This window comes from Rhizobium sp. Root491, from assembly GCF_001427205.1.
In the GTDB taxonomy this organism is placed as follows: domain Bacteria; phylum Pseudomonadota; class Alphaproteobacteria; order Rhizobiales; family Rhizobiaceae; genus Agrobacterium; species Agrobacterium tumefaciens.
Genome location: NZ_LMFF01000001.1, coordinates 697,759 through 718,164, shown reverse-complemented (window position 1 = coordinate 718,164; position 20,406 = coordinate 697,759). Strand labels below are relative to the sequence as shown.

Sequence of the window (20,406 nt, the reverse complement as noted above, 5' to 3'; positions counted from 1 at the left end):
GATGGTTGTTTTGCCGTCAGCTTTGGCCTCTGAAACCGCGCGCGTCAATGGCGTCGGCGATGGCATCCGCATCCTTCAACGTCATAATGACGAGCGGCACGATGATCGTGGCCAGCCGAACGGGGAGGCCGCGCGCGCGGTGCGCATCGCGCACCGCATGGTAACGATTGACGATCTCCGGCACGAAGCGCACGACGAGCCCGACCGCGAGCCCGATATCGGCCGCCTTGACCAGCCCCAGCCTTTCCAGCGGGGCGGCGGCAAGCGCGATTTCGTCCATGAATTGCGAAATGCTGACGGTGATGGTGACGGCGGTGGCGAGAAGCGCCAGTGCAGTCAGCCGCAAAAGATTGACACTCGCATCGTGTACCGGAAGCAGCAGATAGCTGAAGGCGGCAACGAGGAGAATGGTCAGCATCACCGGGCGTAGCCGCAGGCCGATCTCGCGGAATTGCAGCCGCGTCTCGCGCAGAATGGCGGCGGCCACAACGACGGCGCATCCCAGCAAAAGCAGATCGCGGGTGAGAAACAGCGCAATGCTGAAAACCATCAGCGTCACGAGCTTGAGGCGCGGAGAGACGCGGTAGAGCCAGCCCGTGCCTTCGACATGCAGGGACTTCATCGCGACGCAACCTCCAGATAACGTGCCACCGCCTCTTCGGGGTTGGCGTCTGCAACAAGCTCGCCTTCGTGAAAAACCAGTACGCGATCGAAGCCGGAAAGCAGCGGCAGATCGTGGGTGATGACGACAAGCGCCTGCGACAGTGCAGCCATTGTCTTCTCAACGATCGCGCGGTTTTTGAGGTCGAGCTGATTGGTCGGTTCATCGAGAATGAGGATTTGCGGTTCAGTGACGAGCAGGGCGGCCAGCGCCGCCAGCTGCAATTCGCCGCCGGAAAGCTCGTGCGCGCGCCGTTCTTCCAGATGAGCGATACCGAGCCGGGCAAGCACGGCCTTGACCCGTGTTTCTGTCTCCGTCTTGCCGATGCCGAGTCGCTTGAGGCCGAAGGCGACATCGTCGCGTATGATCGGCAGGATGATCTGGTTCTGCGGATTCTGAAAGATGAAACCGACTGCCTGCAATACCGCTCTCGCATCTTTGACGGTGTCGAGACCGTTCACCGACACCTTGCCGCGCGTCGGCTTTGTCAGACCATTGATCAGCCGCGCAAAGGTGGTCTTGCCCGAGCCGTTGAGGCCGATCACGCCGATACGCCGTTCAGTCAATGTCAGGGACACGGGCTGTAAAGCCTGCCTGCCCTCGAAGGCGACGCCTGCGGTGTCGAAACGGATTTCCAAAATTGATGCATCCCTCTATCGCTTTCCGGTTCTATATCGTGTCATCAACAGAAGTGAAACAAAGAACAAAAAAAGAACATTGCAATCCTGAAAAAGCCGTCATACCTTCTGCTTTATGACGATCAAGGTTTCAAACGAAGCGGCAAGGCGGATTTTTCTGGCGCGGCAGGGGCTTTGCTCTCCGCCCGGAAAGGCGCTTTCCAAGGATGGCCTGCTGCAGCTCATTACCGATATCGGTTTCGTGCAGGTGGACAGTATCGGCACGGTGGAGCGCGCCCATCACCAGATAATATTCTCCCGAAACCAGACCTACAGGCGCGAACATCTGACAGCACTGCTGGAAAAGGACCGCGCGCTGTTCGAGCACTGGACGCATGATGCCTCCATCGTGCCGACCGAATTTTACCCCTATTGGAAGCACCGCTTCCGCCGCCGCGAGCCGATCATTCAGGAGCGCTGGCGCAAATGGCATGGTGAGGGGTTCGATGCGGCTTTCGCCGAGACGCTGGAGCGCATCGCCGCCACGGGTCCTGTTCTGGCGCGTGAGTTGAAGGAGGAGGGGCATCAGTCCGGCGGCTGGTGGAACTGGCATCCTTCCAAGACCGCACTCGAATATCTGTGGCACACCGGCAAGCTTGCCATATCCGGCCGCGTGAATTTCCAGAAGGTCTATGATCTGGCGGAGCGGGTCATTCCCGGCGAGCACCACGAAAGCGAAGTGGAGCATACGCAATTCGTAGACTGGGCCTGCCGGCAGGCGCTCACCCGGCTGGGTTTTGCCACCCATGGCGAAATCGCCGCCTTTTTTGATCTCGTTACCCCGCAGGAGGCGAGGGACTGGGTCAAGAGCCACCGTGACGAACTGTGTGAGGTCTCGCTTCTCGCAAGCGATGGCGGTGCTGCCCGTCCGTCCTATGCTTTTGCGGATTTCAGCGCCGATGTCGCCAACCTGCCGGAGCCGTCGTCCCGCGTCCGTGTGCTGAGCCCCTTCGATCCGCTGTTGCGCGACCGCAACCGCACGGAGCGGCTGTTTGGCTTCTATTACCGTATCGAGGTCTTCGTACCCGAGCCGAAACGGCAATATGGCTACTACGTCTTCCCGCTTCTGGAAGGCGACCGGCTGATCGGCCGTATCGACATGAAGGCAGACCGCAAGCGCAGCACGCTGGATGTGCGCCGCCTGTGGCTGGAACCGGGCGTGCGCGCCTCAGCGGGAAGGCTCGAGAAACTAGACGCGGAATTGTCGCGGCTTGCGAAGTTTACGGGAGTGGAGAGTGTGAATTATCTGGAGGGGTGGCGGGATGTGTAATTGCGCCTTGAGCCGGCGACTGCCTCTTCCGTCATGCTCGGGCCCGTCCCGAGCATCTGCAACGAAAAATGTATAGGATGCGTCTGCAGATCCTCGGCACAAGACCGAGGATGACGCCGGACGGGCGGAGAGGACGCCAAATCGAAGCGCCCTCGCGACGTCCCTAAATCACCCGATATCCGTTGCCGAAATCTTGATCCCGAAGCCTTCCAGCCCGACATAGTGGCGCTCGCGGGTCGTCATCAGCTTGATCGAGCTGATGCCGAGATCTTTGAGAATCTGCGCGCCGAGGCCGATTTCCAGCCACTCATTTTCGCGGGAGCGGGCCTGTGCGTGCGCTTCGTCGGGATCACGCGCCTTGCGCCGTCCGTCCACCTGGCCGACGCCGACAGAACCTTCGCGTAGATAGACGATGACGCCGCGGCCTTCTTCGGCGATCTTCTGCATATAGTGCTGCACCGGCTGGCGGTCGCCGAACACGTCGTCAGCAACGTTTTCAGGGTGCAGGCGGACGGGAATATCGACGCCATCGCGGATATCGCCGAAAATCACCGCCATATGCTGCATCCGGTCCCATGGCAGGGAGTAGGTATGCGCCTTGGCCGGTCCGAACGGGGTTTGGATGGTGAAGGAGGATTCCATCTCCACCAGCGTTTCCTTGCGCTGGCGATAGGCGATCAGATCGGCGACCGAAACATGCTTCATGCCGTGTTTTTCGGCGAAATCCAGAACCTGCGGACCGCGCATCACGGTGCCATCGTCATTGACCAGCTCGCTGATGACGCCGATGGGCGGCAGGCCGGCGAGCCGGCAGAGATCGACGGCCGCTTCGGTATGGCCGGAACGCATCAGCACGCCGCCTTCGCGGGAAATCAGCGGGAAAATGTGGCCTGGCCGTGTGAAATCCGACGCGCCGACATTCGGGTTGGCGAGATTGCGCACCGTCAAGGTGCGGTCATCCGCCGAAATACCGGTCGTCGTGCCATGCTTGAAATCGACGCTGACGGTGAAGGCGGTGGTGTGGGCGCTGTCGTTCTCCGCCACCATGGCGTTGAGGTTCAGCCTCTTTGCCTCGTCACGCGGCATGGGCGCGCAAACGATGCCGGATGTGTGGCGCACGATCAGCGCCATTTTTTCCGGCGTGCAATGAACCGCCGAAATAATCAGATCGCCTTCGTTTTCACGGTCGTCGTCGTCGGTCACGACAACGATCTCGCCAGCTTCGAAAGCGCGGATAGCGTCGACGACACGTTTCTGATCATAGGCCATTTCGGATTACCTCACTTCAACCGGCCGGTCTGGCCACGATCTCTCAAATAATGGTCGGCAACGGTGCAGGCCACCATCGCCTCGCCGATCGGCACGGCGCGGATGCCGACGCAGGGGTCGTGGCGGCCCTTGGTGCGCACATCCACATTGCGACCGTCGGTGTCGATGGACTGGCGCTCCGTCAGAATGGAGGAGGTGGGCTTGATGGCGAAGCGGGCGATGACGGGCTCGCCAGTCGCGATGCCGCCCAGAATGCCGCCGGCATGGTTCGACAGGAAAATCGGTTTGCCGTCATTGCCCATGCGCATCTCGTCGGCATTCTCCTCGCCGGAAAGCTCGGCCGAGGCAAATCCCTCGCCAATCTCCACGCCCTTGACGGCGTTGATCGACATCAGGCTGGAGGCAATATCCTGATCGAGCTTGGCGTAGATCGGCGCGCCGATGCCGGCCGGAACACCTTCCGCCACGACTTCGACGACCGCGCCGATCGACGATCCCGCCTTGCGGATGCCGTCAAGATATTCTTCCCACACCGGCACCATGGCCGGATCGGGGCAGAAGAATGGGTTCTGATCGACCTGGTCCCAATCCCAATTGTCACGGTTGATCTTGTGTTTGCCGATCTGCACCAGCGCACCGCGCACGTTGAGGCTCGGTACCACCTTGCGGGCGATTGCGCCTGCGGCAACACGCGCCGCCGTCTCGCGGGCGGAAGAGCGTCCGCCGCCGCGATAATCGCGAATGCCGTATTTCAGGTCATAGGTGAAGTCGGCATGGCCGGGGCGGAAGCTGCGGGCAATCTCGCCGTAATCCTTGGAACGCTGGTCGGTATTTTCGATCAGCATGGAGATCGGCGTGCCGGTGGTTATCATCGTCTCGCCGTCCTCATCCAGCATCACGCCGGACAGGACTTTGACGATGTCATCTTCACGGCGCTGGGTGACGAAGCGGCTTTGGCCGGGCTTGCGCTTGTCCATCCAGTGCTGCACCTCGGCAAGCGTGAAGCGGATACCGGGCGGGCAGCCGTCCACCACGCAGCCCAAAGCGGGCCCATGGCTTTCGCCCCAGGTGGTAACGCGAAAAAGATGACCGAAGCTGTTATGCGACATATTTCTCTAGACCGGAAAACGAGGGCGCGCCTGCGGACAGGGGCCGTTTAAAACAAGCGGATTTGTCATAGTAGAAAATCGGACCAAGGCAAAAGCCTTTCTTTCATCGCAAGTCCGATAAGAAGGTGACGCTGCGTTCACGACGCCGAGCAGCCCGGAAAACGACAGGCGTGACGATGGCTGACGACTGGCCGGATGAATGATTCGGCGGAAACGGTGCAGGGTTTTCCAGATGACAAAAGTGTAAAGGTGCTGGTGTTTTCCACGCTGTTTCGCGGTTTTCCAATATTGCCGGGAAATGCGGTGTAAAAATCACTAACGACTTGAACGCGATCCAAAATCCGTTCATCAATTGGGCCGAAAATGTCATGGTTGCGGGCAATTTCCGCCACATTCGAAAGGCAATTCTTCATGCATGTAAGGTTTTCACGCAAATTCACGAAAGCTAGATCGATGCGTATGATGATTGCCGCCCTTCTGGCCACCGCCAACTTGCTTATGCCTATCAACAGCTACGCCCAGAGCGTCGATGTCGAGGGAACGATCAGCAAGATAGACGTGAATGCGCTGACCATTACCTTGAACGACGGCAAGAATTACCGTGTGCCGGAAGAGTTCAATTTCGAAGGCCTGAAGGCAGGTGTGAAGGTCGTTGTTTTCTACACGGAAGTGGACGGAAAACGCGTGGTCGATGATCTCGAGGTCGTGCAGTAAACTGCGGTTTCGGCTCTCCTGTTGTCGAGGCGGACCTCTCTAATCCCGGTCGGGAAGCTCCAGAATTTCCATTATGCCGGACTTGATCCGACATCCAGCCGACGAGCGTCTGCGTGGCGGGATTGGTTTTTTTAGCCTAAAGATTTGGGTTGGCCGGGTTCCGGCTCGAGGCCGGAATGACGGAGGAGGATCGATACCCTCACGAAATCCACTCAGCACTGTTCCTGTCGATCTCGACCTTCAAAATCCGGTCCTGCGGGATCTGCGTCGTAGAGGCTTCATCCTTGTCCATGCCGGAAACCAGGCGGAAGATCGAGCGGATCACGCCGCCGTGGCAGACACATACCGTCGGCACCTCGACTGAGGAAAGCCATGCGCCAATACGCCAGGACAGGATTTCATAGCTTTCGGCATGCTGACCTGGGGGAATGAAGTCCCACTTGTTGGCCTTGCGCGCTTTCACCCGGTCGGGAAATTCTTTTTTCAGTTCCGGCAGGGTCTGGCCTTCCCAGTCGCCGAAGGAAACTTCGACGAGGCGGTCATCGGTGCGGTATGCGTGGGGATCGAGCCCCATCGCTCCGCGCATCAGCTCCATGGTCTCGCGCGTGCGCCCGAGCGGGCTTGCCACGTAATCGAAATCACGCGCGGTGTCGCCGAGAATTTGCGCCAGAACCTTGCCGTTGCCGACCGCTTGCGCGCGGCCGAAATCATTGAGCGGAATGTCTTTCTGGCCCTGAAGCCGGCGTATCGCATTCCAGTCCGTTTGTCCGTGCCGGATCACATAGACGAGCAAGGCGATACCCCTGTTTCAAAGTTCGGTCGGCTCAGTCCTTGACCACCGAAATATCCGGCGCGTCAACGGCCTTCATGCCGATGGTGTGATAACCGGAATCCACGTGGTGGATTTCGCCGGTGACAGCCGTCGAAAGGTCGGACAGCAGGTAAAGCGCCGACTTGCCGACTTCTTCGATGGAAACGGTGCGCTTCAGCGGCGCGTTGTATTCGTTCCATTTCAGAATGTAACGGAAATCGCCAATACCGGAAGCCGCAAGCGTCTTGATCGGGCCAGCGGAAACCGCGTTGACGCGGATGCCGCGACTGCCGAGGTCTACCGCGAGATAACGAACGCTGGCCTCGAGTGCAGCCTTGGCCACGCCCATGACGTTGTAGTTCGGCATGACCTTCTCGGCACCGTAATAGGTGAGCGTGATGATCGAACCACCATCATTCATGATCGGCTCCGCCCGCTTGGCAACGGCGGCCAGCGAGAAGACGGAAATGTCCATGGTGCGATTGAAGTTGTCGCGGCTGGTGTCGAGATAACGGCCGGTCAGCTCGTCCTTGTCGGAAAAGGCGATGGCGTGCACGACGAAATCGATCTTGCCCCAATGCTTTTCCAGCCCGGCAAAAACCGCATCGATCGTCTCGAGGTCGGTCACGTCACAGTGGCCGGCCATGAAGGCGCCCAGTTCCTGCGCCAGCGGTTCAACACGCTTCTTCAGCGCGTCGCCCTGCCAGGTGAGCGCGATTTCCGCGCCCGCGTCCGCGCAAGCCTTGGCAATGCCCCAAGCGATTGAACGATTATTGGCGACACCCAAGATGATGCCGCGTTTGCCAGCCATAAGGCCGGATGCCTGAGCCATTGTATGCTCCCTGATACTTTCGATTGATCCTGCCTATGGCATAGGCTGCAATCCTGTTCAAGATTGCCGAGGATCATCTACTGTTAGGGAACGTAACAAAGGGTGCGTTGTCCCGCCTATTCGCAAGACTTTTACAAATAAAGGCCTTCGCGCATGTGGCGCATGAGGTCAGTCACCTTCTCGTCCGGCTTTTCGAGCAGGATGATGCGCAATTCGATGACGAGATCGCCATATCCGCCCTTGCCGTCCGCAAGCCCCTTTTCGGCAAGCCGCAGCTCGCGATCGGAGCCGGACCAGGCAGGAATGGTGACGGTTTCCTCGCCAAGCGGCGTCCGGATACTCGTCTCGCAACCCAGAACCGCGTCACTGAGAGAGATTGGCAGCGTCGTATGAATATCGAAGCCGCGAAGGGAAAAGGCGTCGTCGCGTGCCGCCAGCAACGTGACGGCCAGATCGCCGCGCGCAATGTTCGGCAGCTTCAGCCCCTGGCCCTTTAGCCGCACCACATGACCGTCCGTCATGCCGGGTTCAAGCTGGAAGCGTACCTCGCGTTCGTCGGCAAGGGATACGGTGATCCATTTGCGCTCCAGAAGTTCGGTGACCGTAACGGTGGCTTCCGCCGTGATGTCAGGTGCCTTTTCCGGCGGTGTCTGCGGGGGGCGGAAGCGGCGCACGAGAGCGCTGAAGAGATTGGCGGCGAGCGAAGCGGCTGCGGTTTCGCTTGCAGACGTCTGCGTGGTCTCGCCAGCACCGGGCGCATCGCCTTTAACGCCAGTGGCTGCGGCTTTCGCCGCTTCGGCTGCCTGCTGCACCTTGGGGTCGTTCTGCGCGTCTGCGCCGAAAATCCGCTCGACGATATCTTCGGCCGTTTCGGGTTTTGCATCGGCTTTCTGGCCGGTTTGCGCCCTGTTGCGGGCATCCGCACGGGCCAGTTCCTCCATGAGCTTCTCAGCGGCCCTGGCGCGCTCGGCGGCCTCGCGTGCCGCCTCCCGCTGCTGCATGATTGTTTCGCCGCGCTGCTTTTTCTCGGCCGCCTTGCGGGCCTGGTCGTAAAGATCGCGCTTTTTGGGGTCTTTCAGAAGATCATAGGCCTGCCCGACCTCGGCGAATCGCGCCGACGCGTCAGGGTCATCGCGATTGGCGTCCGGATGGACGGTTTTTGCCTTCGTGCGCCAGGCAGCCTTGATGTCTTCGTGACGGGCGTCACGTTTTAAGCCGAGGATAGAATACGGATCGCGCATGCGAAACACCAGTTACGTTGGCTCAGGCACGTGCAGCCGCTCATGGCGCAATCCTGAAACAAACCCCTCCGAAAAGGGATGCCTGCGATCATTCGCATGCATGCCCTCGGTTCAAACAACGTCGACTGTGGCAATAAGTTGCTAAGCAGTTGTTTACGGGGAATGCGCGCTGCCATGCGGCCGGATTAATTCCGCGCGCCAGGGTAAACAGTTTATTTCTGTTCGAAGCGGGTAAGTAACCATTCGCCGGTTTCCGACAGGCAGGCCTGTCCGGCGTAACTCGCCACACCTTCGAAAGAGTGGCGCGTCGTCTTGAAATCGCGGCAGACGAAACCGCTGGACTTGTCTTCGTGAATGGTGGTGACGACACCGGCGCTGCCGGTTGCGGCATTGGCCCAGGGCAGGGGTTGTTCCGCGAGTTTGGTGAGATCCGCCGATGTGACCGCATTGCGGATGGTCGCGTCGTCGGTCTGCGGGTTATTATTGGGCTGGTTGGGAACAGAGGCGGTGGAAAGCGAGCGATCGACCTTGTCGCCGCCGAACAGGTCAAGGCTGACGCATCCGCTCAGCACCACAAGCATTGACACGATGGCGGAAACTTCCGCTATCGATGAAAGGAGGCCCTTTGTTCGACTGTTCGACTTTGCTATGACGGTCACCATCTTTCGCCAGAGATCATCTCTGGGGTCCAAATCAGCTCGGGAGCATTTTAGTCAATATGTCGGAAACGGGGTTAACATCCAGTGACTTCACTGAAGAAAATGAACCGTTCACGCTTTTTGCCGAATGGCTGAAGGACGCGACGGCCTCCGAAATCAACGATCCGAACGCGGTAGCACTCGCAACCGTCGATGAAAACGGCCTGCCGAATGTGCGCATGGTGCTGCTGAAGGACGTCGACGATCGCGGCTTCGTTTTCTATACGAATTTCGAAAGCCAGAAGGGCCGCGAGATCCTGGGCCAGAAAAAAGCGGCCATGTGTTTCCACTGGAAAAGCCTGCGCCGGCAGGTGCGTCTGCGCGGCGAGGTGGAGATCGTTACCGACGCGGAAGCGGATAGCTATTACGCCTCGCGTCCGCGCGGAAGCCGCATCGGCGCCTGGGCGTCGAAGCAGTCGCGGCCGCTGGAAGGCCGGTTTGCGCTGGAAAAGGCGGTTGCCGAATACACCGCGAAATATGCGATCGGCGATATTCCGCGCCCCTCCTACTGGTCCGGTTTCCGCATTCGCCCGGTCAGCATCGAGTTCTGGCACGACCGCAAGTTCCGCCTGCACGACCGTGTCGAATTCCGCCGCGAGACGCCGGATGAACCGTGGTCCAAGGTCCGCATGTATCCTTGAAAGCTGCAGGAGGCAGGCCGTCCTTGCCTGCCTATTTCAGCAGCGAATCAAATAGCGGCAGGCCGATGACGGCGGAAATGGCGATCAGGCAGTAGCAGATGCGCCTGAACGCCGCCTCGTCGGCAAGCCCGTGCAGCCGCGCACCGGCATAAAGACCCGCCCCGTAAAACGGCAGGGCCAGCAGGAAAAAAACAAAGACGTCAGCGGTGAACAGGCCACCAAAAAAATAGCTGGTGGCGGAGATCACGGTCGAAATCGCGAAATAGAGAATGACATTCGCGCGCACGAAAGCGCCCTTGAGGGCCCCGCCAAGCCAATAGGCGACGATGGGTGGACCGCCCAGTTGCGCCGCACCCGAAAACAGCCCGGCAACAAGTCCAGTGAACAGGGTGAGCGGCGTTTTCGGCCGGCCGCTGTAACGCCAGCCGGAAACGAGAAATAACAGCAGCACGACAACCACGATGGAAATGATCCAGCGCAGGGTGAGCGGATCCCCGCCGGAAAGCAGCAGCGTTCCAAGCGGGACACCGACAAGCGCACCGGCTGCCATGGTGAAGACTTCACGCCGGTCGGCCATGCGCCAGGCCGGCGGTATCATGCCGAGCGTCAAAACGCCGTCCACCACAAGAAGAACCACCGAGGCGATGCGCGGGCCGACAATGGCGCTTGCTAGCGGAATGAAGATGAGGGCCGCACCAAAGCCGGAAAAGCCGCGGGCAAGTCCGGCGAGAAAGGCGGCGCCCGCAAACATGACGAGCAGCGTCGGACTATGCGCGGTGATGAGAGCCGAGAAAAAATCGAGGAGAGGCATGGGTGACTGCATGGGTTTCGAATACCTCTTTATCCCGCATGCAGGCACCTGTCGCGGAAGTTTCAGCTGATTATCGCACGATACGCTTTCGAATCGACGCCGCCGGAGAATCGTGATCAGACTTGTATCTCACGAACAAAGGATGAACAAATGCTTGCTGTCTTGATGCGCCAGTTTGAAGCTGCATCACAGAAATACGCCGAGGAAAATGGGATCGTCCGCGATCCCGACTGGTATATGCTGAAGCTCCAGGAGGAGGTTGGTGAGGTCACGCAGGCCTGGAACCGGCTGACGGGGCGTGGGCGCAGCAAAGGCAGAAGCGAAGAGGAGATGAAACTCGATCTTGCCGACGAAACCGCCGATCTCTTGGGCCACGTGTTGCTGCCCTCGAAGCATCGATAGAGCGCAAGTGGCGTTTTACACCGTCGGTTTGACAGTTTGCGGGGAGGGACGCGACCCTACCGCTGCGGCTCTGCCGCTGCCGCAATTACGAGAGCGAAACGATAGAGAGCAGAGCTGCGAGAATGGCGGCCACCGGTGTCATGACCTGCCGCAGGGTAATCTGAAATGCGGAAAGAGCGAGCAATATCAGCGCTGCTCCGTTTATGGATGTGCCGACAAATGAATTCGCGCAGGATCGGCCTGCCAGCCTATACGTGAGGCACCATAAAGACCAATGGCTAAAGGCATGCGCCGCGCCTTCATGCCTCTGATAACGGCGCCTGTTGCAGGAGGCCGGCAACCGCATGAAGATCGGTTGAAACGGCAATGCATTTTTCCCGCATTTCCTCGGTCGGCGGCGCGACATCCGGCACCATGATCGTCATCATGCCCGCCGATGAGGCGGAGCGCACGCCGTGCCAGGAATCCTCCAGCGCCAGGCAACGGCCCGGATCGATGCCGAGACGTTTTGCGGCAGTAAGATATGGCATGGGCGACGGCTTCGGCTCCGAATAGTCGCCGCGGGCGACGATGGTATCGAAACGTTTGAGCAGGTCATAGGGGCCGAGATGACGCGTGACGGAATCGTGCCGCGAGGAAGTGGCGATGGCGCGGCGTATATCAAGCCTGTCGAGAAGATCGAGGATTTCGACGACGCCGGGTTTCAGCGCCACGCCTTCCGCCATCATCACGGCAAGATGCCGGAGCCAGGCGTCACGGAAGCTGTCGATCGGAAAATCCGCGCCATAATCGGCGAAAATGGTGCCGGTAATGACATCCCACGGGCTGCCGCAGACCTTCTGATAGGTCTCGACCCGCATTCCGTGGCCGCCCTCATCTGACGCGGCCAGAAAGGAATCGCGATAAAGCGTCTCGCTTTCGATCAGCAATCCATCCATGTCGAAAACGACTGCATGCGGGAGAAAAGGCAGCATGGCGGCTCAACCGAACCGGAAGGGGCGTTCGCCGAGGCTTTCGAACGGGCGGAGCAGGTAACCGTCCGGATCGGCAACGATGAATTGCCGGTTACCGACCTCGACTGTGCCGCGCCTGTACCATTTTTCCTCTGACGGCAGGACAAGATCGATCGAGGCCCGCTCAAGCCGCGCGAGGATGGGCAGCAGGGAAGGAACGGCAAGTTGCAGATTCATGCCGCGGCCCAGCGGAAATTCAAGCGCTGCATTTTCCGCCACGAAGGTCCGGGTCGCACCGATCTGGTCGATCATCAGCTGCGCATCACCCAGCGCCAGATAGGCAAAGCCCTCTTCGGCGCGCTCATAAACCACATGAAAACCGATCAGGTCGCAATAAAAAGCGCGGCTTTTCTGCCAGTCGCTGACGGCTAGTTCCGGGACGAGGGCATTTCGTATGATGGTCATGGTCTCCTTTGCCGCGCAGGCCCGGCGATGGGAGGCGTGGCCTGCGGTAATGGGGCGATATTATCGTCTTCCGGGTGACTTGCCAGAGGAATCCTCATCATGGCAGCCATGTGCGGAGTTGTGGGCTGAAGCGGGTTCAACTTTTCGTCCTGCCACAGCTTTTCTCACCTCATGCCGGACATGGTCTGGCACCCAGTCAGCCCAAGTCCTTGGGCTGCAAAGACTCATCTCGCCAAGCGGACGCGGGTAGGCTGGATTCCGGCTCGAGGCCGGAACTACGCCTTCGTGCCGCCGACGGTGATCTGGTCCATGCGCAGATGCGGCTGGCCGACGCCAACCGGAACCCATTGCCCGGCCTTGCCGCAATTGCCGATGCCGGTGTCCAGTTTCGAATCGTTGCCGATCATCGAGACGCGTTTCATTGCGTCCGGCCCGTTGCCGATCAGCATTGCACCCTTCACCGGCGCGCCGATCTTGCCGTTCTCGATGAGATAAGCCTCGGTGCAGCCGAACACGAACTTGCCTGATGTGATATCCACCTGACCGCCACCGAAGGAAACGGCATAGATGCCCTTCTTGACGGAGGAGATGATCTCCTCGGGCGTCTTGTCTCCTGACAGCATGTAGGTGTTGGTCATGCGCGGCATCGGCACATAGGCATAACCCTGCCGGCGGCCATTGCCTGTCGCCTTTGCACCCATCAGCCGGGCGTTCTGGCGGTCCTGCATGTATCCCACCAGCCTGCCGTTCTCGATCAGCACATTATAGGCCGACGGTGTTCCCTCGTCGTCGACGGTGAGTGAACCACGGCGGCTGTCGATGGTGCCGTCATCCACCACAGTCACACCCGGGGCTGCCACCATCTCGCCCATCAGGCCGGCAAAGGCCGAGGTTTTCTTGCGGTTGAAATCGCCTTCGAGGCCATGGCCCACAGCCTCATGCAGCATGACGCCGGGCCAGCCGGAGCCGAGAACCACATCCATGGTGCCGGCCGGCGCATCGACGGCGGTCAGGTTGACGAGCGCCTGGCGCAGTGCCTCGTCCGCACCGCGCTGCCAGTTCTCCGTGGTGATGAAATCGCCAAAGCCGACGCGGCCGCCAATGCCGTAGGAGCCGCTTTCCTGCCGGTCGCCTTCACCTGCGACCACGGAAATATTGATACGGGTCATGGGCCTGACATCGCTGACGCGATGGCCATCGGCGCGCAGAATATCCACTACCTGCCAGCTTGCGGAAATCGTCGCCGTCACCTGTCGGACATTCGCGTCTTTGTCGCGCAAATAGGCATCGATATCGGTGAGAAGTTTCACCTTCTCCTCGAAGCTCGGGCTGCCGATCGGGTTTTCGTCGCCATAGAGCTTTTTGTTAGTGCGTTGTGGGGCTGCGGCATAGGAACCGGAATAACCTCTGGTCACGGCGCCGACAGCATCCGACGCCCGCTTCAGCGCAGCCTGCGACAGCTCGCCCGCATGGGCGTAGCCAACGGTCTCGCCGGCCACGGCGCGCAGGCCAAAACCCTGGTCGGTATTGAAGGAGCCGCCCTTGAGGCGGCCGTTATCGAAGGTCAGCGATTCGGCCTGCGCATGTTCGATGAACAACTCGCCATCGTCTGCGCCGGTGAGCGCTTCCGCGACCAGCTTGCGCAACTGCGTCTCGTCGCAATCGAAGAGATTTACAAGGTCGTTGGTCATTGAAGGCTCCAAACTGAATAGTGTCTGGCAAGCATGTAGGATTGTGGGGCGTCGGTGGCAAGCCAAAGCGTGATTTGGCTCAAGTCAGCTTGAATATGAGGTGCACGAAAAAAGCCATGGCCACATAGACAGGGACGCTATGGAGAAGAACCAGCAACGTCAGACGTCCCCAGTGCTCAGGCGGATTTGGTACGACGCGTTCCCAGTGGAACTGCGACAGAATATTCCCAGTCACAATCATAATCAGCATTTGCGGCTGCGCGTTTCCTACCATGAAATCGGGCAAGAGGCCACTTTCATGAGCAAAGCTCACCGCAAAAGCAAATAGTATAAGTACCAGAAAAACGCCGCAAAACTGACGGAGGGTTACCGGTTTTCTATATTTCATGATATCCGAAAATAGTTAAAACAATACTTTCATGGTAGAGTTTTAGTCTCTCGGATTCAACCTTATTGTTTAAGGAAGCGCGTCGTAGCCTTCGGCAAAGCCGGTGAGCTCGATCGGAATACCGACACGATCCTGATCGACGGATTCACGCAGCGCGAAAACCGCGTTCTTGCCGGCGCGCAGAACCTTCAGCAGCTCGTCGTCAATATCGACCTCGACATAGCAGCCTTCGGAGAAGCAGCGGGTGAAATAGGCGCGGCCAATATTGTTGTTGTCGATATAAAGCTCCATGCCGTCCTTCAGAAGCACGCCAAGCGGTGCGAGGATACGCAGGATGCGCGACTTGCGGTCCGCGGTTTTCAGGACCACCACCGAAAGCCCCACTTCCGGGCGGTCGTCGGCAATCACGTTCTGCATCAGGGCGCATTGATCTTCGGATGCGCCTGCCGGCTTGTCGCAGATCACCGACCATGCTCCATGCGTCGACTTCGGCGTTCCGGGCGGCTGCTGTTGCGCCAGCGCCGCTGCGGCGGGAGCGATGATGGCAAGACCGGCGGCGGCAAGAAAAGTGCGCGCGAGCGGGGAAAGACGCATGGATACCTCTGGGATTCGAATCAGTGCGGCTATTTTGACGCCATAATCCGGAAAAAAAAGCCTTGGTACCTCAATTCCAGCCGAGTTGGGCGGAAATAGGACCTGTTGCCAGGTGCAGGCGCCTGATTTGACCGTGCGGCAGCCGGTGCCTGGTGGCTCAAGCCTGCTGCAAAAGCGCTGCCAGCAGGGGCTGCGCCGGATTTTGACCATTGCCAAGCGCGCCTGAAATATCTTGCAGGATACGGGACATGGGAAACTCGGCTGCGACGAACAATGGTGAAATTGGCTGACATCCGTGTCCTTACGCATATTGCGGCAGAGGACAAACTGTGGTTTGAAGTTAGTACCATAAGCATGGATTCTGCGTCTGTAATTGATCAAGATCAGACGCGTGAGGGAGAGGGTACCGTGACGAATAGGATTTACGCAGCATTGGCGGGGATGACCTGTCTGCTCACGGCTGTCGGCGCCCACGCCGATCAGCCGGTGCATTGGCAAATGGGCATGCAGGAGGCCGCCACGCCGATCATGCACGAAATACGCTGGTTTGAACAATATACGCTCTGGTTCATTGTTCCGGTTACGCTTTTCGTTCTTGCGCTGCTCATTATCGTCGCCTTGAAATTCCGTGCAGCGAAAAATCCGGTGCCGTCCAAGACCAGCCACAACACCGCGATCGAAGTGGTGTGGACACTTGCGCCGGTTCTCATTCTCCTGTTCCTCGCTTTCCCGTCGTTCAATCTTCTGAACGCGCAGCTGACGCAGCCGGAAAACCCTGATCTGACGCTGAAGGCGACTGCGACGCAATGGCTCTGGAACTACGAATACAAGGCTGCCGAGGGCGCCGAGCCGCTCGCCTTCGACAGCTATCTGCTGAAGGAGCAGGATCGTGCAGCTGCAGGCAAGGAGGACAAGGCCCGCTACCCGCGTCTTCTCGCGGTAGACAATGAAATGGTCGTTCCGGTCGGCAAGACCGTTCGCCTTCTGGTGACGGCGGCGCCTACGGATGTCATCCACGCCTTCGCCATGCCCGCTTTCGGTGTTAAGATCGACGCCGTTCCGGGCCGCCTCAACGAAACTTGGTTCAAGCCGGAGAAGGAAGGCCTTTATTACGGCCAGTGTTCCGAGCTTTGCGGCAAGGACCACGCCTTCATGCCGATCGCCATTCGGGTGGTTTCCGAACAGCAGTACAATGCCTGGCACGCCGCCGCCGCTTCAGATCTGAACGGCGCGAACCGGGCACTGATGGCCTCCGTCGATGGCGCTCCGCGCACGGTCGACGTTGCCGCCAACGAAACCAACTGAGACCTGGAGTGACGACAATGGCTGGACCTTCCGCACACGACGATCATCACTCGCATGGTCAATCCGCTCATGATGGGCACGCGCATGATGATCATTCGCATGATCATTCCCACAAGCCGGGCTTTTTCGCCCGCTGGTTCCTGTCGACCAACCATAAGGACATCGGCACGCTCTACCTGATCTTCGCCATCATGGCAGGTATCATCGGTGGCGGGCTTTCGGTTGTCATGCGTATGGAGTTGCAGGAGCCGGGCATCCAGATCTTCCACGGTCTGGCCTCCATGGTTTACGGCTTCGAGGGCGATGCTGCCATCGACGGCGGCAAGCACATGTTCAACGTGTTCACGACAGCGCACGCGCTCATCATGATCTTCTTCATGGTCATGCCGGCGATGATCGGCGGCTTTGCCAACTGGATGATTCCGATCATGATCGGCGCTCCTGACATGGCTTTCCCGCGCCTCAACAATATTTCCTTCTGGCTGATCGTTCCGGCGTTCATCCTGCTGCTCCTGTCGCTTTTCGTCGAAGGTCCGGCGGGCGGTTACGGCGTGGGTGGCGGCTGGACCATGTATCCGCCGCTTTCGACCAACGGCATGCCGGGACCGGCGGTGGATCTTGCGATCTTCTCGCTGCACGTTGCCGGCGCGTCCTCGATCCTTGGCGCCATCAACTTCATCACCACCATCCTCAACATGCGCGCTCCGGGCATGACACTGCACAAGATGCCGCTTTTTGCCTGGTCGGTTCTGGTCACCGCATTCCTACTGCTGCTTTCCCTGCCGGTTCTGGCTGGTGGCATCACCATGCTTCTGACCGACCGTAACTTCGGCACGGCATTCTTCTCGCCGGAAGGCGGCGGTGATCCGATCCTCTACCAGCACCTGTTCTGGTTCTTCGGCCACCCGGAAGTGTACATCCTGATCCTGCCCGGCTTCGGCATCATCAGCCACATCGTGTCCACCTTCTCCAAGAAGCCGGTCTTCGGCTATCTCGGCATGGCATACGCCATGGTCGCCATCGGCGCTGTCGGCTTCATCGTGTGGGCGCACCACATGTACACGGTCGGCCTTTCGCTGGAAGCGCAGCGTTATTTCGTCTTCGCAACCATGGTCATCGCGGTGCCGACGGGTATCAAGATCTTCTCTTGGATCGCGACGATGTGGGGCGGTTCGCTGACCTTCTCGACCCCGATGGTCTGGGCAATCGGCTTCATCTTCCTGTTCACGGTCGGCGGTGTTACCGGCGTCCAGCTCGCCAATGCCGGTCTCGACCGTTCGCTGCACGACACCTACTACGTCGTGGCGCACTTCCATTACGTTCTATCGCTCGGCGCGGTCTTCGCGATCTTCGCCGGCTGGTATTACTGGTTCCCGAAGATCACCGGCTACATGTACAACGAGTTCATCGGCAAGCTGCACTTCTGGGTGATGTTCGTTGGCGTGAACCTGATCTTCTTCCCGCAGCACTTCCTCGGCCTTGCCGGCATGCCGCGTCGTTACATCGATTATCCCGATGCCTATGCCGGCTGGAACCTGGTGTCTTCCTATGGTTCCTATATCTCGGCCGTTGCCGTGTTGATCTTCCTCTTCGGTGTTTGGGAAGCCTTCGCCAAGAAGCGGATCGCTGGCAACAATCCTTGGGGTGAAGGTGCGACGACGCTCGAATGGCAGCTGTCCTCTCCGCCGCCGTACCACCAGTGGGAACAGCTTCCGCGCATTCGCTGAATGCCGGACCGGAGTGCGCGGGCAGGGCTTGCGAACTCCGGAAGCTGAAAAGAGGGGATGGTGTGGGCTTATCCGCGCCGTTTCCCTTGAGGCGGACGGAGTCTGATGCTGCGTGAGGCATTTTGTCCAAGCGAAGCTTTTCGTGCGACATGATAAAAGCCAAGTACTGCCACTATGAATGGGCAGACGCAGCAGGGCGACGGAACGGGCGTGGCGATATGCCAGGCGCATGGCATCGGGTCTTTGACCCCGGTGCTGCTCGTGCCGGAACGTTCGGACCAATGAATTGACGCACCGTGCACGCCGAAAACGACACTCTGTTTTCGGGCTGGTGCAAGGGATGCCGCGGCAAGCGGCATCTGAAGAAAAACAGGATACGAAATGACCGTCATCGACAATCGCGAAATGCTTGGCCTGGAAAGCTCCGAACTTTCGGAAGCCGGCGCGCGCGATTATTTCGAGTTGCTGAAACCGCGCGTCATGTCGCTCGTCGTCTTCACGGCGTTTGCGGGCCTCGTGCTGGCGCCGGGCCACATCAACCCGGTCCTCGGCCTCATCGCCATTCTCTGTATTGCCGTCGGTGCCGGCGCATCCGGCGCGCTCAACATGTGGTACGATGCAGACATCGACGCCGTGATGAGCCGTACCGCCAAGCGGCCGATCCCGTCCGGCCGCGTAGCACCTGGCGAGGCGCTGGCCTTCGGGCTGACGCTCTCGGCCTTTTCGGTGGTCATCCTCGGGCTTGCGGTCAACTGGTTCTCCGCCGGACTGCTCGCCTTCACCATTTTCTTCTACGCCGTCGTTTATACGATGTGGCTGAAACGCTCGACACCGCAGAACATCGTCATTGGTGGTGCTGCCGGCGCTTTCCCGCCCATGCTTGGCTGGGCCTGCGTCACCGGCGGCGTTTCGCTTGATAGCGTCATCCTCTTCCTCATCATCTTCTTGTGGACACCAGCCCATTTCTGGGCGCTGGCGCTGTTCAAGATGCGCGACTACGGCTCCGTCGGCATTCCGATGATGCCGAACGTGGCGGGCGAGCGCTCCACCAAGAACCAGATGATCGTCTACGCGGTGCTGACGGCTGCAGTTGCGGTCGCGCCGTATTTCACCGGTCTGGCGAGCCTCGGTTACGGCATTTTCGCCGCCGTGCTGAGCGCGATCTTCGTTTACTGTTCGCTCGATGTCCGGCGCATGCCTGACAGTGACGAGAAAATGCTGCCCGCCAAGAAGATGTTCGCCTATTCGGTGCTTTACCTCTTCGCCATCTTCTCCGGCCTTTTGGCCGATCATTTCGCTCCGGCCCTGAAAGCCGTGATTTCGGGAGTTTTTTGATGGAAACCGTGGAACTGAGCGCGGCGCAGAAAAAATCGAGGCGCGGGCGCAACGTCGCGCTCGGCGTCTTGCTCGCCGGTCTGGTGGTGCTGTTTTACGTCATCACCATCATCAAGATCGGCTCGCATTGACGGCCTGACAGTGAGGGAATGATCGGAGGAGAGGAGGGGGACATGGCGAATACTGGGGCAAATATCGGGGCAGACAAGGCAACGGCCGGCACGCAGCGGGTGAGCAATCGCTCCATCCTCGTGCTCTGTCTCGTGTTTTTCTGCGCTATGATCGGCATGGCCTATGCCGCCGTTCCGCTCTACAGCCTGTTCTGCCGCGTCACTGGCTATAACGGCACGACCCAGCGCGTCGAGCAATATTCCGACGTCATTCTCGACAAGACCATCAACGTCACCTTCGACGCCAATACGTCGAATGGCCTCAACTGGGATTTCCGCCCGGTCGACAAGCTGGTCACGCCGAAAATCGGCGAGACGGTGCAGATCAATTTCAAGGCGACGAACCGCTCAGCGGTGGCAACCACGGGCACGGCGGTCTTTAACGTCACGCCCATGGAAGCAGGCGCTTATTTCAACAAGGTGGAGTGTTTCTGCTTCACCGAAACGACGCTTCAGCCGGGCGAAACGCTCGAAATGCCGGTGGTGTTTTTCATCGATCCGGATATCGCCACGGCGCGCGAAACGAAGAACATTCATACTTTGACGCTGTCCTATACGTTTTATCCGGCCAAAACCGAAAAACCGGTTGCGTCCTTGCCGGTAAAGACTGAATCTGGCGAAAGCAAATTGTGAGAGGAGACT

23 protein-coding genes and 1 pseudogene are annotated in these 20,406 nt (G+C 59.3%); 9 read left to right on the top strand and 15 right to left on the bottom strand.

Going from position 1 to position 20,406, the window contains the following annotated elements; genetic code table 11:
- Nucleotides 1–16: 16 nt before the first annotated feature.
- Together ASD46_RS03625 and ASD46_RS03620 are read right to left on the bottom strand one after the other, a co-directional pair.
- Nucleotides 17–622, bottom strand: a complete 606-nt coding sequence (locus tag ASD46_RS03625; RefSeq protein ID WP_013635601.1) for an energy-coupling factor transporter transmembrane component T family protein — start codon at nucleotides 620–622, stop codon at nucleotides 17–19.
- On the bottom strand, nucleotides 619–1,299 hold the full coding sequence (locus ASD46_RS03620; protein WP_013635602.1) for an energy-coupling factor ABC transporter ATP-binding protein: 681 nt from the start codon (nucleotides 1,297–1,299) through the stop codon (nucleotides 619–621). The genes ASD46_RS03625 and ASD46_RS03620 overlap by 4 nt, the downstream gene beginning before the upstream one ends.
- Nucleotides 1,300–1,414: 115 nt before the next feature.
- Between ASD46_RS03620 and ASD46_RS03615 the strand changes: the two genes are divergently transcribed.
- On the top strand, nucleotides 1,415–2,608 hold the full coding sequence (locus ASD46_RS03615) for a winged helix-turn-helix domain-containing protein (protein WP_035197937.1): 1,194 nt from the start codon (nucleotides 1,415–1,417) through the stop codon (nucleotides 2,606–2,608).
- Nucleotides 2,609–2,776: 168 nt separating this feature from the next.
- Here the strand turns inward: ASD46_RS03615 and ribB are convergent, their stop codons facing one another.
- From ribB to ASD46_RS27315, 3 genes are all read right to left on the bottom strand, one after another.
- Entirely contained in the window at nucleotides 2,777–3,877 is a 1,101-nt protein-coding gene (gene ribB, locus ASD46_RS03610) for a 3,4-dihydroxy-2-butanone-4-phosphate synthase (RefSeq protein WP_003511757.1), read from the bottom strand.
- Nucleotides 3,878–3,888: 11 nt separating this feature from the next.
- Complete coding sequence (aroC, locus tag ASD46_RS03605; RefSeq protein ID WP_003511758.1) at nucleotides 3,889–4,986, bottom strand: chorismate synthase; 1,098 nt, start codon at nucleotides 4,984–4,986, stop codon at nucleotides 3,889–3,891.
- Between the two features lie 103 nt (nucleotides 4,987–5,089).
- Nucleotides 5,090–5,356 (bottom strand): hypothetical protein, encoded by a 267-nt coding sequence (locus ASD46_RS27315; protein WP_162248377.1) that lies wholly within the window; start codon nucleotides 5,354–5,356, stop codon nucleotides 5,090–5,092.
- Nucleotides 5,357–5,439: 83 nt separating this feature from the next.
- On the opposite strand from ASD46_RS27315, the gene ASD46_RS03600 reads away from it, so the two are divergent.
- Nucleotides 5,440–5,700 (top strand): DUF1344 domain-containing protein, encoded by a 261-nt coding sequence (locus ASD46_RS03600; protein WP_003511760.1) that lies wholly within the window; start codon nucleotides 5,440–5,442, stop codon nucleotides 5,698–5,700.
- Between the two features lie 199 nt (nucleotides 5,701–5,899).
- Here the strand turns inward: ASD46_RS03600 and ASD46_RS03595 are convergent, their stop codons facing one another.
- The 4 genes from ASD46_RS03595 to ASD46_RS03580 form a co-directional block, all read right to left on the bottom strand.
- The gene (locus tag ASD46_RS03595) at nucleotides 5,900–6,493 is read right to left on the bottom strand and encodes a histidine phosphatase family protein (RefSeq protein WP_013635606.1); all 594 of its coding nucleotides are present in this window, start codon (nucleotides 6,491–6,493) and stop codon (nucleotides 5,900–5,902) included.
- A 31-nt stretch (nucleotides 6,494–6,524) separates the two neighbouring features.
- Nucleotides 6,525–7,343 (bottom strand): enoyl-ACP reductase FabI, encoded by an 819-nt coding sequence (gene fabI / locus ASD46_RS03590; protein WP_003511762.1) that lies wholly within the window; start codon nucleotides 7,341–7,343, stop codon nucleotides 6,525–6,527.
- Between the two features lie 131 nt (nucleotides 7,344–7,474).
- Nucleotides 7,475–8,584 carry a DnaJ C-terminal domain-containing protein gene (locus tag ASD46_RS03585; protein ID WP_025592658.1) on the bottom strand — a complete coding sequence of 370 codons (1,110 nt, stop codon included), beginning with the start codon at nucleotides 8,582–8,584 and terminating at the stop codon, nucleotides 7,475–7,477.
- A gap of 212 nt (nucleotides 8,585–8,796) precedes the next feature.
- On the bottom strand, nucleotides 8,797–9,246 hold the full coding sequence (locus tag ASD46_RS03580) for an RT0821/Lpp0805 family surface protein (RefSeq protein WP_003511767.1): 450 nt from the start codon (nucleotides 9,244–9,246) through the stop codon (nucleotides 8,797–8,799).
- Between the two features lie 56 nt (nucleotides 9,247–9,302).
- Here ASD46_RS03580 and pdxH point away from each other — a divergent pair, with 56 nt between their 5' ends.
- The gene (gene pdxH, locus ASD46_RS03575; protein ID WP_003511768.1) at nucleotides 9,303–9,923 is read left to right on the top strand and encodes a pyridoxamine 5'-phosphate oxidase; all 621 of its coding nucleotides are present in this window, start codon (nucleotides 9,303–9,305) and stop codon (nucleotides 9,921–9,923) included.
- 31 nt (nucleotides 9,924–9,954) lie between these two features.
- On the opposite strand, the gene ASD46_RS03570 is transcribed toward pdxH, so the two are convergent.
- Nucleotides 9,955–10,734 (bottom strand): sulfite exporter TauE/SafE family protein, encoded by a 780-nt coding sequence (locus tag ASD46_RS03570; protein ID WP_025592662.1) that lies wholly within the window; start codon nucleotides 10,732–10,734, stop codon nucleotides 9,955–9,957.
- Nucleotides 10,735–10,884: 150 nt separating this feature from the next.
- On the opposite strand from ASD46_RS03570, the pseudogene ASD46_RS03565 reads away from it, so the two are divergent.
- A pseudogene (locus ASD46_RS03565) lies at nucleotides 10,885–11,168 on the top strand (pyrophosphatase).
- A 267-nt stretch (nucleotides 11,169–11,435) separates the two neighbouring features.
- On the opposite strand, the gene ASD46_RS03560 reads toward ASD46_RS03565, so the two are convergent.
- The 5 genes from ASD46_RS03560 to ASD46_RS03540 all read right to left on the bottom strand — a co-directional run bounded on the left by ASD46_RS03560 (nucleotide 11,436) and on the right by ASD46_RS03540 (nucleotide 15,227).
- Complete coding sequence (locus tag ASD46_RS03560; RefSeq protein ID WP_003511772.1) at nucleotides 11,436–12,110, bottom strand: HAD family hydrolase; 675 nt, start codon at nucleotides 12,108–12,110, stop codon at nucleotides 11,436–11,438.
- Nucleotides 12,111–12,116: 6 nt separating this feature from the next.
- Nucleotides 12,117–12,554, bottom strand: coding sequence for a bleomycin resistance protein (locus ASD46_RS03555; protein ID WP_003511773.1), 438 nt, complete (start codon nucleotides 12,552–12,554; stop codon nucleotides 12,117–12,119).
- Between the two features lie 275 nt (nucleotides 12,555–12,829).
- Complete coding sequence (tldD, locus tag ASD46_RS03550) at nucleotides 12,830–14,245, bottom strand: metalloprotease TldD (RefSeq protein ID WP_003511774.1); 1,416 nt, start codon at nucleotides 14,243–14,245, stop codon at nucleotides 12,830–12,832.
- Between the two features lie 79 nt (nucleotides 14,246–14,324).
- On the bottom strand, nucleotides 14,325–14,633 hold the full coding sequence (locus ASD46_RS27575; protein WP_025592666.1) for a hypothetical protein: 309 nt from the start codon (nucleotides 14,631–14,633) through the stop codon (nucleotides 14,325–14,327).
- 69 nt (nucleotides 14,634–14,702) lie between these two features.
- A complete protein-coding gene (locus tag ASD46_RS03540) occupies nucleotides 14,703–15,227 on the bottom strand; it encodes an invasion associated locus B family protein (protein WP_003511775.1) in 525 nt (174 codons plus the stop codon).
- Between the two features lie 441 nt (nucleotides 15,228–15,668).
- On the opposite strand from ASD46_RS03540, the gene coxB reads away from it, so the two are divergent.
- From coxB to ASD46_RS03515, 5 genes are all read left to right on the top strand, one after another.
- A complete protein-coding gene (gene coxB, locus ASD46_RS03535) occupies nucleotides 15,669–16,532 on the top strand; it encodes a cytochrome c oxidase subunit II (RefSeq protein ID WP_019564187.1) in 864 nt (287 codons plus the stop codon).
- Nucleotides 16,533–16,549: 17 nt separating this feature from the next.
- The gene (ctaD, locus tag ASD46_RS03530; protein ID WP_003511781.1) at nucleotides 16,550–18,259 is read left to right on the top strand and encodes a cytochrome c oxidase subunit I; all 1,710 of its coding nucleotides are present in this window, start codon (nucleotides 16,550–16,552) and stop codon (nucleotides 18,257–18,259) included.
- A gap of 381 nt (nucleotides 18,260–18,640) precedes the next feature.
- A complete protein-coding gene (gene cyoE / locus ASD46_RS03525) occupies nucleotides 18,641–19,594 on the top strand; it encodes a heme o synthase (protein ID WP_025592668.1) in 954 nt (317 codons plus the stop codon).
- Nucleotides 19,594–19,725, top strand: a complete 132-nt coding sequence (locus ASD46_RS27660; RefSeq protein ID WP_013635615.1) for a hypothetical protein — start codon at nucleotides 19,594–19,596, stop codon at nucleotides 19,723–19,725. Before cyoE ends, ASD46_RS27660 begins: the two co-directional genes overlap by 1 nt.
- Before the next feature lie 42 nt (nucleotides 19,726–19,767).
- A complete protein-coding gene (locus ASD46_RS03515; RefSeq protein WP_003511786.1) occupies nucleotides 19,768–20,397 on the top strand; it encodes a cytochrome c oxidase assembly protein in 630 nt (209 codons plus the stop codon).
- Nucleotides 20,398–20,406 lie beyond the last annotated feature (9 nt).